14 protein-coding genes, 1 pseudogene and 1 riboswitch are annotated in these 15,248 nt (G+C 33.8%); of the genes and pseudogenes, 5 read left to right on the top strand and 10 right to left on the bottom strand.

Annotated elements, in window-relative coordinates:
- The first annotated feature begins 4 nt into the window (after positions 1-4).
- The 5 genes from B3P17_RS08370 (at position 5) to B3P17_RS08350 (ending at position 4,967) form a co-directional block, all read left to right on the top strand.
- Positions 5-709, top strand: a complete 705-nt coding sequence (locus tag B3P17_RS08370) for a HesA/MoeB/ThiF family protein (RefSeq protein WP_291105026.1) — start codon at positions 5-7, stop codon at positions 707-709.
- 262 nt (positions 710-971) lie between these two features.
- A riboswitch (TPP riboswitch) is annotated at positions 972-1,060 on the top strand.
- Between the two features lie 47 nt (positions 1,061-1,107).
- On the top strand, positions 1,108-2,361 hold the full coding sequence (locus B3P17_RS08365; protein ID WP_291105023.1) for a BACON domain-containing protein: 1,254 nt from the start codon (positions 1,108-1,110) through the stop codon (positions 2,359-2,361).
- 31 nt (positions 2,362-2,392) lie between these two features.
- On the top strand, positions 2,393-3,451 hold the full coding sequence (locus B3P17_RS08360) for a thiol-activated cytolysin family protein (RefSeq protein ID WP_291105020.1): 1,059 nt from the start codon (positions 2,393-2,395) through the stop codon (positions 3,449-3,451).
- A 25-nt stretch (positions 3,452-3,476) separates the two neighbouring features.
- Positions 3,477-4,607, top strand: coding sequence for a thiol-activated cytolysin family protein (locus B3P17_RS08355; protein WP_291105017.1), 1,131 nt, complete (start codon positions 3,477-3,479; stop codon positions 4,605-4,607).
- A gap of 60 nt (positions 4,608-4,667) precedes the next feature.
- A complete protein-coding gene (locus B3P17_RS08350) occupies positions 4,668-4,967 on the top strand; it encodes a hypothetical protein (RefSeq protein WP_291105014.1) in 300 nt (99 codons plus the stop codon).
- 154 nt (positions 4,968-5,121) lie between these two features.
- On the opposite strand, the gene B3P17_RS08345 is transcribed toward B3P17_RS08350, so the two are convergent.
- From B3P17_RS08345 to B3P17_RS08305, 10 genes and pseudogenes are all read right to left on the bottom strand, one after another.
- The gene (locus tag B3P17_RS08345; RefSeq protein WP_291105012.1) at positions 5,122-5,520 is read right to left on the bottom strand and encodes a hypothetical protein; all 399 of its coding nucleotides are present in this window, start codon (positions 5,518-5,520) and stop codon (positions 5,122-5,124) included.
- A gap of 14 nt (positions 5,521-5,534) precedes the next feature.
- Positions 5,535-5,759, bottom strand: a pseudogene (locus B3P17_RS08340) (Arm DNA-binding domain-containing protein); the annotation flags it as partial.
- A 1,089-nt stretch (positions 5,760-6,848) separates the two neighbouring features.
- Complete coding sequence (locus B3P17_RS15890; protein WP_409517029.1) at positions 6,849-6,935, bottom strand: hypothetical protein; 87 nt, start codon at positions 6,933-6,935, stop codon at positions 6,849-6,851.
- Between the two features lie 169 nt (positions 6,936-7,104).
- Complete coding sequence (locus B3P17_RS08335) at positions 7,105-7,617, bottom strand: hypothetical protein (protein WP_291031237.1); 513 nt, start codon at positions 7,615-7,617, stop codon at positions 7,105-7,107.
- 330 nt (positions 7,618-7,947) lie between these two features.
- Entirely contained in the window at positions 7,948-8,328 is a 381-nt protein-coding gene (locus B3P17_RS08330; RefSeq protein ID WP_291031239.1) for a hypothetical protein, read from the bottom strand.
- Positions 8,329-8,821: 493 nt separating this feature from the next.
- Positions 8,822-10,078 (bottom strand): TonB family protein, encoded by a 1,257-nt coding sequence (locus B3P17_RS08325; protein WP_291031241.1) that lies wholly within the window; start codon positions 10,076-10,078, stop codon positions 8,822-8,824.
- Between the two features lie 4 nt (positions 10,079-10,082).
- Entirely contained in the window at positions 10,083-11,054 is a 972-nt protein-coding gene (locus tag B3P17_RS08320) for a hypothetical protein (RefSeq protein WP_291031244.1), read from the bottom strand.
- Positions 11,055-11,075: 21 nt separating this feature from the next.
- Positions 11,076-12,104, bottom strand: coding sequence for a hypothetical protein (locus B3P17_RS08315; protein WP_291031246.1), 1,029 nt, complete (start codon positions 12,102-12,104; stop codon positions 11,076-11,078).
- An 8-nt stretch (positions 12,105-12,112) separates the two neighbouring features.
- Positions 12,113-12,787 (bottom strand): hypothetical protein, encoded by a 675-nt coding sequence (locus tag B3P17_RS08310; protein WP_291105009.1) that lies wholly within the window; start codon positions 12,785-12,787, stop codon positions 12,113-12,115.
- 251 nt (positions 12,788-13,038) lie between these two features.
- Complete coding sequence (locus B3P17_RS08305) at positions 13,039-15,243, bottom strand: hypothetical protein (protein ID WP_291105006.1); 2,205 nt, start codon at positions 15,241-15,243, stop codon at positions 13,039-13,041.
- Positions 15,244-15,248 lie beyond the last annotated feature (5 nt).

The following is a 15,248-nucleotide window of genomic DNA, read 5'->3' as shown; positions in this document are numbered from 1 at the left end:
AATTATGAGTGAAAGCAGGTATAATAGAAATATATTGATTGAAGGTTTTGGTGAAAAAGGCCAGCAAAAATTACAAAATTCGAAAGTTTTGGTTATAGGTGCGGGAGGGCTTGGTTCGCCAGTTTTGTACTATCTGGCAGCTGCCGGTATAGGAACATTGGGTATAATAGATTCGGATGTGGTAGATATTTCGAATTTGCAACGGCAGATATTGCATCGTTCGAACGAGGTAGGTATTCCTAAAATAATATCCGCAAAGGAGAAGCTGGAAGCGTTGAATCCGGATTTGCATATTATTCCTTACCAAGAGCGTTTTACACAGGACAATGCAGCTAAATTAGTACGGCAATACGATTTTATAGTCGACTGTTGTGACAATTATGAAACCAAGTTTCTGATAAATGATATTTGTGTTGCAGAGCTAAAGCCTTATTCACATGGGGCTGTACTTACTCTTCGGGGCGAAGTTATGACTTACATCCCCGGAAGTGCTGATTACCGGAAAGTGTTTGGAAGCCCTCCGCCGGAAGGAACTGTGCCGACATCAGCTCAAGCAGGGATATTGGGCTCTATTGCCGGAATCGTAGGGAGTATTCAGGCGACAGAAACAATAAAATATCTGACCGGAATCGGAGATCTTATTCTTAATCGAATTTTAATTATAGATGGCAAAACAATGACTTTTCAATCTTTGAAACTGAATTTGTGATGCACGAAATACCCTTTGATAAACAACGTTCAGCTGAACGTAATGTAGTCAATACAACATTTCTTTATTTAATACGTTAAGGGTTCTTTACCTTAATAACAGGCTGAAGTTTTTATTTCATTTTAGCTGAGTTTCTCTGTTAAAAGAAAAATCCTCTTTTTAATTGAAATAAAGCGAATATATAGAATGTTTTTTTGTGAAAAGATGAAAAAATATTAGAAAAAAAGACCCTAATTTAATAAAATATATTGTACGTTTGCAATACATAATCAAGGGGTGTCGAAAGACTGAGATTATACCCTTATACCTGATGCAGATAATGCTGTCGTAGGAATGATTTCTTATTAGCCTTTTTTTCAATCCTTGATTATTTGATTATTAAATTAAATAATATGGATATGAAAAAATTGAGCTATCTACTACTATTCCTTTTGATTTTTACAGCATGTGATGACCACCAACAAGTGGAAGACTATTCAATCTCATTAAGTGAAGACAAGATTACCACAGACTATACAGGTATTACCCAAACAATCAAGGTTCAATCTAATGATGACAATTGGAATATTCTTTCATCAAGTATTCCTGAGTGGTGTAATATTGAAAAGAAAAAAAGTTCAACTTATAATGTAGAAATAACTATTTCTCCTAATCACACATTCCAAAGTAGAGAAGCAACAATAACTTTTATTTATGAAGATAAATCCTGTTCCTTATATATTTCACAAGAAGGAATACAAAATAAATCCTCATTAGATTGGCACACATTTCCGGTAAACTCTTTTTCAAGTGTTGAATATGATTCAGAAAATGATAATACCGAGCGCAATTATAGAATATCTGCAAATGAGATTTATATAAATTCCTCAATCAAGGATAAAATTTACCATGGAAATTTAATTCAAAAAAAACTGAATGGAATTAGTGGGGTGAAAGAAACTACTCAATATTCTTATAATCCTATAACAACAAGCGCTTTTGTCAACGGAAAATTTTATTCAAGAGAGTCAGTTTATCCCTCATTTGAAAATACAAATGGGCTATACGATGAAGTAAAATCTAAGACACCAACTCAGAATATCAGTTTTTCATATCAAACATCACCTATTCAATATAATTCGTACAAACACTTAAATCTACTAGGTGTAGGAAACTTAGGCTTAAAATTAGATGAAATTATAACAGGAAAATCCTATACCCAAAATGAATTAAAAAACCGGACGGGACTTATATATAGCTATTGTAATATCCTTTTTAATACAACGATGGATCTTCCTGCCAATTTGATAAAAGAAACGATCCCAGAGAATGAGAAAAAAGAACTTTCTTATATAAGTAATATAAACTATGGTAAAATGGCATTTCTTATTGTAGAAACAGACTATGATTATAAAACATCGACATTGGTGATAGGTAAAATCATGAAAGGTCTACCATTAACCGAAGATGAAGAGAAGGTAAAAAGCAGTATAAACGCTAATTATCTCTTTTTTAATAAAGATGGGAATATAAATACGACTAAGGGGATAGATGTTATCAGTATGTTTGTTTCTGAGATTAAAGATCAACCCATAATACCGCTGAGTTTTTCCATAAACACTTATAATAATAATTCAGTCGGTGATTTCGAATTAACATTCAAAATGTTTTAAGTCTTCTTAATATAAACTTTACAAAATTATTATGACAAACCAAACTTTATTCGGATGCAGAGTTATTGCGATAGCAATGGCTTCTTGCTTATTTTTATTTTCTTGTTCCGAAGATAATTCAGAGCAAACTCCATTAGATACGACATCTAAGTATGTTGCCGAGCCCATCGTTTTGCCAACTTCTTCTTTGGAATGGGATGAATCTTACCATCCTGATAGTATTTTACTTCGAAGTTCATCCGATAATCACAGCCATGAAATGGCTGTGACTAATTCTAACTTATATGTTGGAGGGGTTTACAGTGCAGCTTCCGTTCAAGACTTAACTTTTAATTGGATTTCCAATCCAGTTGATCCCATTAATGTATCGTATACATTTCCCCGATATTATTTTGATTATATACAAAGACCGTCTGTAGCAGGTATGTACAGATCTCTCAATAAAGCCGTTGAATCACCTAATTTCACAGGCAAACAGTCTCTTTATTTTGAATATGATTTCAGGGAATTTTCTTATTACAGGGAACTTAAGTTAGCTTTTGGAGCTAATGTTAATATTGCAAGTGTCTTCAAGCTTGATGCATCCGTTAATAGCCAAAAAATAAAATCAAAGTCAGCATTATTTGCCCGCATAGTTCAGAAGAATTTTTCTGTAATTATGGATTATCCTTATGATGGTAATGTCTTTCTTAATAATGGGGATCTTAGCTCTGTGCAAACTCAAACTCCTGTGTATATAAACTCTATTATATTCGGAAGAATGGGAATTATCGCCATCGAAAGTGATTATTCCTATAATGAGCTAAAAACGGCATTTAAAGCAGCATTGACAGCCGGGAAAGTAAACGGAGAGCTAAATATATCGACAGAATATAAAGATATACTGACCCAGTCTTCTATGAAGATATTTGTATCCGGAGGTAAAGGGCAAGATGTAGCTAAAATTGTTGAAGGTTATGATGAATTTAAAAACTTCATTATAAATGGAGGAGAATTTACCCGTGACATTCCAGGTGTGCCAATCTTTTTTACAGCCAACTATGTGCACAATAATTCAGTGTTCAGCACTACGTTTGCAACAGATAAATAACTCATATTAAATAAAATTTTCGCTTATGAAAAGTTTATATAAAATAAAATTGGCCTTAATTATAGTTTGTGTATTTGCAATTGCAGGTTGTGTTAAGGAGGATGAGAGTATCGATTTTGTTTCAAATAAGGATATTGTAATTGATATTAATACCACACGAGCAGTTGGCAATATTCTGCGCGCTAATTCAGGTGTTAAGCTTAGAGCCAGTACAAGTGATCCTTTTACAGAAATACGGGAAGTGGAATGCTTTGAGTCTGTTGTATTGCCGGAATTGCAACCTCATATTTGGATAGGAAATATTTTGACAAAATCTTCAGTGGCGGATTGTAATTATAATCCGCTTATATATCCAAGAAATCCAATAACTGTTTCTTCAACATTACCCGGAATGAATCCTCTGGTGATAGAAAATCCCTCATTTTCCAAATATATGAGTTATATTCAGGAACAAACAGCTAAAGGTAACTTTAGCCAAAATGGAGAGTTTAATTTTACAACAGAGCAATTTACATCATATAATGAACTTAAAGTTGCGTTTGGAAGTAATGTTAATACAGGAGCTCTTTTTTGGAAATCCAATACTTCTACTGAAGGAATCGATCATACTATAAGTAAAGCGACAGGGTTATACGTGAAATTTTACCAAACAAGTTTTAAGATCGTAATGGATTATCCTCAGGGGCAAATTGCATCTATTCCGTCAAATCTAATTAATGAAGCGGTATATGTAAATTCTATTACGTATGGACGGCTGGGGATTCTCACAATAGAAACAAATGAAGCTGTACATAATGCCGAAACCATTATAAATAAAACATTCAGTAAGTTATTTGTTAGTGGATCGTCAAGTCTTACTACCGAAGAAGAATCGTTCTTAGAGGGGTGTGATTTTCGTGTATATCTAATTGGAGGTAATGGGAGTACTTCTGTTGAAACGTTTAAAGGCTACAGCGGATTTATCCAACATATTAAAAAAGGAACTTTTTCGAAGAATGAGCCGGGAGCGCCTTTATTCTGTACTTTTAACCACGTAAAAGACAATTCTCCTGTAAGTGTCAAATTTAAGTATAGCATTAAAAGAGAACCCATTTATCTTGAATTAAAATGGAAAAGTAACCCAAGCAATGCCCCGTCTATCATCAGAAACCGGTGAGATCTAATGGTCAATTTTTATAGGAATAAGTCTAAAATACCAACAATAGCCCCTCCTGATATGAAGATTAAGTTGCGGCGTACAACCGTTGAAACAGGGGGGGGAGATATTGACAGAGATCCTGTCCATAAGGATTATGTATTTTATAATGCAGGCTACCAAACCTCGATGACTTTATTAGTAAATCAGTGGACTTCCGAGTATCATCCAGCGAGAAGAGAGGGTTCTCCGTATGACGGTTTTAAAGTTATACCAAGTTATACTACATGGAACACCTATCTATTGCAAGAAAGTAGTGATTATGCACCCTTAGGTTATAATCCAATTACTGATGATAATGTTAAGTTTGCAATTCCTTGATATTAATGATTCCCATCTATATACAGTAGTGTACCAATAAATATTTTAGGAATTATCCTTATCAAACAAAATGGGTTGTCTTCGTAATTGAGGACAACCCATTTTATATGTACTACAAGCAATTTACTTAAGTACAATGTTATTTTCCCATTGCTTATTCTAAATATGGTCTATCAATTTCCTCAAGTTCTTTTACGTATGCTATTGAATCTTGTATTGCTTGTTCTTTCATAATCATAGTCTCTTTTTTAGTGTATAAACGTATGCCATCTAAATATTTGCCTTCAAAGATTTCTTTGTATTTATTTGACCAAACATATACTGTATCGTTAACATTGTATTTTTCATTGTAGCCATACTTATCATACCAAAATCTACCATTAGACGATTTTCCAGCACTTTCAATCCATTTATTATACACAGGGTCAAATTTTCTAGAGATAAGTATAGTACCATCTTTAAGCCAAGTTCCTTCCCTTACTAATGATCGTTTAGTTCCTTCTAAATTATACGAATAAACTTTAAGGCTTGTCATTTGACCATTATGCATCATAGCATCTCTTTGAATAGCACTTGTTTTGCTATCATAGTCAATGTTTCTACTGCTTCACGACTTTTTCCTTTCAATCGATTTACTTCGGGTTGCCACAACATTGGAGTACAAGATAATTTGCAACTAAATTCTGCTACGGAGTTATTTAAAACAATTCGTCCCATAATTGGACTCTTACCAAACTTATCTAATCTCTTCTTTTTGAGATGTAATAATATTTTGAACTTTTCCACCTTCATATGTGCATATTTTTAATACATATTTGGCAATAATTAGGTAACGGTTTGGCCACGAACTTGAAAATATTTCAACTACTTTTTTTTAGAGCTTTCCGTGTTTTTATTATCAAGTTCTTGAATAAAACGCTAGAGATTGGAATTCTGCAATTTGCAATGAATTGCATCTTGTAGGATATCTCTAAAAAGGTAACGATTATTATTCTGCGTTTTTTTAGCTTTACTTGGTTGATTTTCAGATCATAAGGTTGGAATTATGCGCTTTTCTGCGATTTGCGATGGTTTGCTTGGTGACCTAACTATACACCTGGCAAGACACAATAAAAACTCTTATCAACTACTAATCAATTGATTAAACAGTCTTCCTCTTTCAATAGGTAACGATTTAGAAACGAGCGGACTTCGTAGATTCGCTTTACTATTCTGCAATACTCAAAGAGCGACTTATAAATGTAAAGGTAAATAAATATCACTATATGACCAACTCTTATCAACACTGGCTGCTGTTTTTTATAAAATATTCTCTGGTCTATCATACTTGCCATATTAGACAACCCCGTCCGGATTATCTCTACAAAAAAACTTGGTTCTTTTCTTCATTGAAGAATACATAAGATGAAAACTGAGTTTTTGTATCATTGTTTATCCTATTTTCTAGATACATAAAACCTCCATTTTTCAGTGTTTGCCATTGGCCAGCTGTCAGTTCAATGCCACTAATAATTGGGATTTTCGGCGCTCTTAGCATTTGTTGTTTTTTGTTTGGAACTTGTATTTGATCTTTCTTTGCCTGTTCCTGTAATAATTTAATATTCTTTAGAAACTCTTTTTTGAGGTTACCAAAGCTAAACTTCCGATCAATCTGTGAACCTTTGAAAGTGATAATCTTATACCGGAACGATACTCTCTCAATCAGGTTGGTTGTCGGTTTGTATTTATATTCTAGATTAATTCCGAACGGTAAGTCGACGAGATTATTACAGTTGGGTAAAACAACTTTTATCGCATCATAGATATAATACTTTACCTTATTGGAACATTTAGTTTCTTGAGTTTCACCCTGTCTTTACCTTTACCATAAGTCAGGTGATTTTATTCTTTAACTTCCTTTCGCTTGTAATGGTTGTTGACTGAGATTCGTTTTAAGTTGTTATTGATGTAATTATAGACAATATGCAAATGCTCATGCTCGGTATTATGATGTCTAACAATAATATATCGGGGATTTTAATACCCATCTCCTGCATATATTCTTTAGCTAACAGTACCATAAAATCATTAGTCATTCTTGCTTTGTCTTGTGGGGAAAAAGATAGTTATTATCATTTTTTACAAATTACGTAAAGAGTCATCTATAGTCATCACAAGATAAACTAGTCGAAGAACGGAAACCACCATGATAAGTGCATCTACAACTATTATTATCCCAACTGCTACATGAAGAACAGGTACGTCCCGAATAAAAATTACTTGTTCTTTCATAGAGATTATCCGATTCTTTAACATTTCTTGAAGAAGAAGTCGAACTACTGCTATGAATAAAGAAGAAAGAGTCTAAAAAAGCCTCGCCTAGTCCTAATAAATTAGTCTTTATATATTCCACAAAACCTAGTCTTATAATATTGTCTATAGAGACTCCTATTGCCATCCCGATTGGAATTGTGATATACCAAACTGGCAGAAATGAGATTAGGAACTTCTTTGAGAGAAAAGCAATCACACCTCCCAAAATAAAACCTACAACACCAAACATAATATTACCCCATATCATACCAACAGTACTAAGACAGAAGCGAAAAGTACCAATAGCAAGCCATATACCTAGTATAATTTTAAGAATACCCCAAACTGTAATTTCCATAGTTTAAATTTTTATACGTAAATTGTACTAATATGCTTTCGTTAATTAATCATATTATTGATTCGATATTAAAAGACATGTGTCCTCTATAAAAATTAAAATAGAATACTAAGAGTGGTTTTTTAATATATTACCATATAGGTTTCCATTCATCTGATAAACGTCTTAATAAAATAAATAGGATTGTCTTTCCAGAATATATCAGGAATATACTATATGTTATACCGTATTCTCATATTTTTTTTTGTCAGTAAGGTCGTTGTCTCGTCTTTTACTTTTGATAACACCGATTATATAGATCTATAAGCTGTATAAATCTGTATATATAAGTCATCTGTTTATTTTTTTGTAAGTATTTCCTCCAAAATCGAGAAATACGTTTTCACCCTTATGAGTTATTTTGTATTTGAATATATCATACTTACTTCTCTTTCCATCAACCCATACATCTTTAATTTCATTATACCATGCATATATCTCAAATTGTGTCTCATTGATATCAATCTTAAATTGATCAGGTCGTTTAATCTTATTATTCTCGTAAATCATAGACATGTGATAAATTCCGGGGGTAAAAATGCAATATCTATAACACCCTGGACTACCCTCTATTTCTTCGATTTCTTTCCACTCTCCGAGCAAATCTTCTGGATTATTTTTGTGGCATCCTACAAACGCTACTAACAAAAATATAATTAATAAGTTCTTCATAAATACAATTTTATATAATCTCTTAATTATGTCTAATTATTTACCAATCGCCTTCACCTAAGACTTCTTTCAAATCTTTATCAAAAGCATTGGTTGCTGTTATATTTTGTCTACTGAAGTTTTGAGAAAAAATAACACGAACTCTTTTCCTTATTATTTAATCAAGTTTTAAAATACTCCATTTCTTTAATTAATATTCTTTCATAATTATTTATTAAGTCTTCATAATATTTTGTTTTCCCATATTGGGCATAGCTTTCTAACCGTCCTTAGAATCGTTTGTCAACCTTGCTTGTTACCTACTCTGCCTTACCGCACCAATATTTTTTACTACACTATAGCTATATATCTTCACTTGTTGTCCCCATGACATAACAAGTGCGTTTAGAGAATTATTGTACTCATAAACTTTAATCACATATTCAATATAAACTCTATTATAAATTTGTATCAAATATTATAGAACAACCAATTTAGAATTATTACTGAATAATCAATAATTTCTAGTCAGTGTAAAACTAATTGGCAGCGTAAAATAAACATCTACAGGATTTCCATCCTGTATACCAGGATTCCATTTAGGCATAGCCTTTACTACTCTTACGGCTTCTTTATCACAAGATGGATCAAAGCCTCGGACAACTATTACATCTGAAGTTGACCCTGTCCTAGTTACAACGAAGCGAATAATCGCACGTCCTTGTATTCCTGATTCCTGAGCAACAACTGGATATCTTAAGTTTGCTGAAATAAATTGGCTTAATGCACTTTCTCCTCCAGGAAAACTTGGCATTACTTCAACTTCATTATATATTCTCTTATCATTCAACTGTATTTCAGTTTTTTTATTATCTGATAATTCTTTTATATCAATAGCAGTCTCATAGTTTTGCATTACATCGTTAGGAGTAATTTTAATATACTTGGAGTTTGAAGATGAATGATTCTTGGATGAAGTACCGTCATTAGATGGCAATACTTTTATCAGAGCTGTATTCGAAGTATAAATACGCCCCTTACATTTTATGGTTGCAGCAGGTAGTTTAAATACCCCTTCAGTTGTGGCCATTAAAACATAGCTGTGTGTTATAGACTCTTCAGTCTTTTTTACTCCATTAACAAATCTACTCGTGTAATTTTGACTAACGGAAGGACCGTACTTAATTTCAAAACCGCTTATTTTATCAGGTACTTGTATATTGGTTGCTTCATTATCATTCATTAAAATATATTGAATCTGAATCTGCCCTCCTTTCACGGTAACCTTAGGTGCTGAAAGAGTAAAACTTATTTCATTATCCTCTTTTCTTTCTTCCTTTTTTTCTTCTTTATCAGATGAAAGTTCAGGAGCGATAAATTCAATATTCTCTTTCATTTCAGGTTCATCCTCATTATTCTTCAACTCCGACTCTTCCTCAATTTTTATGACTGCACTAACTTCTTCTCCATGTGTTCTGCTTATCCAATAAATAGAAAAACTAACGACAAGAATGCCTACAATCGCTAATAAGTACCATTTTTTGCGTTTTCTTATTTCTTCCAGCGGTTGAGCATTATCTATGCTTTGCTGGATAGTATCTTCGTTTTTCTCTGATTCTATCGATTGGCTTGTTTGCAATTGTTCTGATTCAGTTTTAACAGTCTCATCCAAAACTATATCTTCACACACAAACGATTGCCCGCAGTGTTTGCAAACTTTTGAGTTTGCTAAAACTGTTCTGCCGCAATGATCACACTTCTTTGTTTCCATCTAGCTAAAGTCTACCGGTTATCTCTGAAATATCAAATTTGCCATCAATACTTTGAATTTCTATTTTCCCAAGCAAAATATTGAAAAAGAAATCCTGGATTTTTTCGAATGTTAATGCTACAGGATTACCATCATTATCAACTCCCATATCATATGTTTTCAGCAATTGCGAACCTAAGCTTGCTGCGGTAAGTAAAAAATGATTTTGAAATTTATCCGTATCTATCAAATCGGCAGCTAAAACTTTCCCTATAACAGTATAGCTATGTAAGGTTTTCTGGATATCTTCGTTCACAAGTGTAGTTTTTACCTCATCAGTATTGATGTCCATTTCTATCTTCCCAGAGTTAGGGGATTGGGGGATTCCTTTATACAAAGCTCCCAGATCGGCCAGACTCAAATTAAATAATTTAGCATCAGCGGTTGCAATTATTTTTTCTATCGAAAATGCACTAGGCAATAGTAAACTAATGGTTTGTGCAATTCGGGCAGATGGTGTGTTAAATGTTCCGATAATGGAATTGGTCAGGTCTATTTCTTGTGTTGCAAAAACGCCACCAATAACGATGCTATTCTCAAGAATAATTTCATCGGCATAAATACTACCTGCAACAAAAGCATTGTAAAGAGTAACACTTTTGGCGTTAATATCCGAATAAAAAGTAATTTTGCAATTTGGAGTGCGCGATACGATAGAATGAGCTGAGCCTACACTTTTTTTGAAAGTAATATTACCTTTTGCTTCACTATTCACATATAATTCCAGTTGGGTGAAAACAGCACCTTGTATTTCTAAATCACCATTCTGAATTTCCAGTTTGTGGGCATAAACAGCACCTTCTACAACAGTATTTCCTTGAATAGTGATGGAACGATTGAGCTCGGCAGCTTTCTCTGGTAGAATAGCACTTCGTACTAAATTATCTTTAAGTTGTATGTTGCTTTCGTTGAAACGAATTTCTTTTAATTCTTTCATATTTTAATATATATTTATCGATTAAATATTTTTAGTTGAGCTTAAATCCAAAAGCTTTACAACCATATCTTTTACTCTATTATTACGTAAGTCATTTGACGAAAAAGAATTGCTTATTTCGGTATTGAAATAGCGCTGAATGCTTTCTTTACTTTCTTTTGGAATATTAGTCCAACTCTTGGCTTTTATATTTTCGATAATATTATTGGAATTTATTTGTGACAAAAGACTGGATTGATACACTTTTTTGTTGATTTGATTTTTTTCGTCCACAGTCTCCAAAAAGCAAACCGGGGCAAATATGGAGGCTGCGACATTTGAATTCAGCATACTTTGAGCAATGGCATTTTCTGTTTTTTTCTGTTTCCATAAATACACATTTACTTGGTTAATTGTATCCAATGCTCGCTTTTTTGCAATAGAAGTGCTTATCTTGGCTTGAAGTTCGCCTCCTTCTTTGCCAAACACAGCGACTGTACTTACCAAGTCATTCCCCGATGTCCTGGCAGTATGGTTATCGCTGTTCCTTTTGAATATAAAGGCTGGCTTGTTTAGCTCAAAAATTCGATTTTCCAGTTCTTTATTCAAATCATCAAAAATCTTGAGATATTGATTCGATTTCCTGTTATAGTCAACTTCCATTTGTTTTTTCTTTGCCTCACACGCTTTTGCCAATTCTCGCAAATGCATAAGATTGGAATTTATTTGTTGAGACAATTCCATTATTTGTTGACTTATTTCAGTCCGAATGGTTTTGAAAAATCCTTCGACAATTGTATTTCCTATTTGTTTTGCATTCAGATCAATTGATACAATCTGAGCCGTTTGGGCCGCTACAACTGCTCCGGTAAGCAGATTTACACTGTTGTTACAACTTGCCACGCCTGTATCAAAAGAGCGTGTGTCAACATCAATATTTACATTGACATCTTCATAAACAGTACCGCTGTAGTTTACAGTAACAGAACGTGTTCCTTCCGAAACCGATACAGTTTTGGAACCCGAATAATGTACAGGAATCGTTTTACGAAATGATCGTTTGTAACTCATAACTAGTTTTAGATATTTGGGTAATTATTTGTAGCAAACAGACTATTCGTCAGGTCTTTTACCCGTTGCGAAATATTGGAAGATGAAACCAGCTTACTGAATTCACTTTGTACATCTTTATTTATGCTCATGTTTTTTTGCCCTTGCAAATTTTCGACATGGGGCATTACTGCATTTTTTAGAATAGTCTCTGATTGTCTGTTCAATATTCTATTACTCAAAGTAATTTCGATATTTTTATTATCAGATTTATCATAATTCATTTCACTAATGATAATAGGTATCAGTAATGTTGAATCCTCTGGTTTCTTGCTTCTATTGAGCAAAATTCGATCGGTAAGTTTTTTCTGTTCTTGCATTCCTCCAAGAAATCGTGTCATAGAATCAATGACATTTAATCCGCGATATTTCACATTGGAGGCCAGAATTTTTTGGCTTATTGACAATGATTCCAATTGAGTTAGAGGCACTGTTGCTGTAAGATATTTTGTCCTATTGGATACTTTTTCAATATCACGAATAGCAAAATTAATTACAGGTCTATCTAACTCAAAAACCCGTTGTTTTAAAATGGTATTCAATCCATTAAAAAGTTTCAGGTAACGATTCGACAGCATATTATAGTCTCGTTCCATTCGCCCTTTAATCGCTAAAAGTTGTTTTTGCTGCTGATTAAGTAGCATCAAAAGCGAATCAACATCGCTTTGACACTTTGCCCTTTTCTGGGAAATTTGGGAAAGCATAANNTATGAAATCCTTTGTTTACATTGTTACATACATGCTCTGCTGCATTTTTCTCAGCTAGTACCACTGCGGTTTGCATAGCAACTACAGCGGTCGTAGTCGCTTTCACATGATTGGAAACACTACCAATCTCTTGTGCCATCGGAGTCGTATCTAATACACAATCTATACTTGCCATAATTGTTCTCTCTTATTCGTTATTATTGCCTTGAACATAAAGAATTTCTGAAATAAAGTAGTCTTTATCAAAATCGGTGTCATTATACTCTATTCCCATTTTTTTACATATTTCTTTTAATCTTTCATCGGGCAATGCTGTTAATTCTTCTTCGCTATAAATATGTAGGGCCCTGTCTTCGAGTTCTATTTCCGAATTACCTTTTTCTCCCACACTATGCTCAGTATTCATATGATGTTGGTTATCGATCACCTCTTCTATTTCAAGTTTTTTTGTAACAACTTCTTCATAGCAAGCTGTATTAGACTTTTCTTCAGAAGTATAATGATTATCTTCGGAAGCATGATCTTTATTTTCTTTATTTTGAGGCTCCTCCTTAATCGGAACTCCTCCTAACTCTTGTAATGCACTTTTTGCTATATTGGGTAAGTTGAGCGATATATGCTCAAAAATGATATCTTCAACCTGAGGTACAGGAGGTAATTCGGATATTTTAGCAAATAAAGCGTTAACTGAAGCTAATGGTTTCCTACGGTCGTCCAAATCACGCACTTCGTTTGCTGCAACGGCAATTTCGCTGGAATGTCCATCACGAAGTTTAGCGTCGTAATATTCGATATGTCCAAACCGCTTAGCCTTAATATCTATATCATCTTTCAAACGTACCATATAATCTTCAAAATCATCTTGAACTGTCTTGAACTGTTTGGATTGTATTTCAAAAGCAGCAAGCGTTTCTTTCGAATTATCAATAACATCAATCACAGCCGAATCTAGTGAACCGCCTGATTTCTCCATATTTTCCTCCGTTTTTTGATAGGAAACTAACGTATTGTATGCAGCCACATATTCCCGTAGGCTTTCTCGCATCAGATTGATTATATGCGCACTCTCAGCACGGTTTGCAAGATAAAAATTATCTGTCTCTTGATGCCATTTGTTTAGGTAATCAATTTTTTGGTCTTTGATATGGTTATATATTTTCAACCGTTCAATTCGATTTTCCTGCATTAGGTTTTGAACAACAGGAGCAACTATCTCTTCATAAATTTGATGAACACCAAACGGAAAATTAGTAGTGCTGCCATCTTCGGCTGTCCACATGTCCGAAAGCAAATTGTATTTAACCCTTGAACTCGGCTTTAGTTGGAATGGTTCATATCCTTGTACCGATTCGCTGTAATCAAATTTTTCGTTGCGGATTCTTTCAATTTCAGAGAATTCAAGTGCCGGAGAATAATGATTGTACGGTGATTTCAGAATCTGATAAAGCACCTTATTTGATTCAAATACTACCTTATCTGTGGATGCTATTTTCAGAGACGAAATTGCCTGTACCGAATTAGCCATTGTCATCATCAGCCCTTTCAATACATCTTCAAACTGAGAAGTTTTGTTCGATAACGCATCTTTCAATTTGTTTAATTCTTGAAACTTGGAGATACTACCAGCATATTTTCCCTTATCAAAAACTTCGACAATGGGAGCATTATCAGGAATATCAGAGGTTGCATATTCGTTCAATAATTGTAGATAATCACTCTTATCGGCTACCAATGGCAACGACACCGAAGTAGTGTCCAGATCATCCATGCAATAGGAAATTGTTCGCAGGGAACGTTCTAATTTTCCAAAATAATCATGTTGATTTATTTGCTGAATAGACGTAGAATAGTCATCCGTATCAATCGTTTCTGTATTTTTAGAGGTTTCTACGATCGGGGCTTCTGAGGATAACTGCTCCAGATCGGCAATCGTTTCAACCAGCAAATCATTCTGGCGTGAGAGTTGCAAAGTGATCTCCGACTCATTAACTTTACCGGTATAATCAATGATAAAACTTTTGTCTTCGTACTTTATCTGGTCGGCAACGGGGACATATGCTACGCCCAGTTTGCTTACTTTATAGTCGCGAAATATTTCGGAGTGTTGTTTCCTAAATTCATTAATCCGACTATCTAAATCATCAATTTCTTTCGTAATCTGGTTTTTCTTAATGAAGTAAACGAAGAAAAGAATGATAGTAAACAACCAATAAATTGTTTTCGAAAGTTCTTGGTCTTTAAAACTTTTTTCTTCTTCGAGAATAGCAATTTCTTTTTCGATACGCTCCTCTTCTTGCACTATCTTTTCGGCAGCTTGGCGATAGTATTTGAATAATATTTTTGCTAGGTCTTGATAAATATTATTCGATTCGGGGAAAATTTTACCTGTCATATCCT

It is taken from the genome of Dysgonomonas sp. UBA7630, from assembly GCF_002483985.1.
Classification (GTDB): domain Bacteria; phylum Bacteroidota; class Bacteroidia; order Bacteroidales; family Dysgonomonadaceae; genus Dysgonomonas.
Note: the sequence above shows the minus strand (reverse complement) of the source record. Positions and strands in the feature narration are given on the sequence as shown.

Bases quoted from the DNA above. Each gene is read 5' to 3' on its own strand.
- B3P17_RS08365 (WP_291105023.1), top strand. From the start codon at position 1,108: ATGAAAAAATTGAGCTATCTACTACTATTCCTTTTGATTTTTACAGCA.
- B3P17_RS08355 (WP_291105017.1), top strand. From the start codon at position 3,477: ATGAAAAGTTTATATAAAATAAAATTGGCCTTAATTATAGTTTGTGTA.
- B3P17_RS08335 (WP_291031237.1), bottom strand. From the start codon at position 7,617: ATGGAAATTACAGTTTGGGGTATTCTTAAAATTATACTAGGTATATGG.
- B3P17_RS08350 (WP_291105014.1), top strand. From the start codon at position 4,668: ATGAAGATTAAGTTGCGGCGTACAACCGTTGAAACAGGGGGGGGAGAT.
- B3P17_RS08305 (WP_291105006.1), bottom strand. From the start codon at position 15,243: ATGACAGGTAAAATTTTCCCCGAATCGAATAATATTTATCAAGACCTA.
- B3P17_RS08315 (WP_291031246.1), bottom strand. From the start codon at position 12,104: ATGAGTTACAAACGATCATTTCGTAAAACGATTCCTGTACATTATTCG.
- B3P17_RS08345 (WP_291105012.1), bottom strand. From the start codon at position 5,520: ATGATGCATAATGGTCAAATGACAAGCCTTAAAGTTTATTCGTATAAT.
- B3P17_RS08310 (WP_291105009.1), bottom strand. From the start codon at position 12,787: ATGCTACTTAATCAGCAGCAAAAACAACTTTTAGCGATTAAAGGGCGA.
- B3P17_RS08330 (WP_291031239.1), bottom strand. From the start codon at position 8,328: ATGAAGAACTTATTAATTATATTTTTGTTAGTAGCGTTTGTAGGATGC.
- B3P17_RS08320 (WP_291031244.1), bottom strand. From the start codon at position 11,054: ATGAAAGAATTAAAAGAAATTCGTTTCAACGAAAGCAACATACAACTT.
- B3P17_RS08325 (WP_291031241.1), bottom strand. From the start codon at position 10,078: ATGGAAACAAAGAAGTGTGATCATTGCGGCAGAACAGTTTTAGCAAAC.
- B3P17_RS08370 (WP_291105026.1), top strand. From the start codon at position 5: ATGAGTGAAAGCAGGTATAATAGAAATATATTGATTGAAGGTTTTGGT.
- B3P17_RS08360 (WP_291105020.1), top strand. From the start codon at position 2,393: ATGACAAACCAAACTTTATTCGGATGCAGAGTTATTGCGATAGCAATG.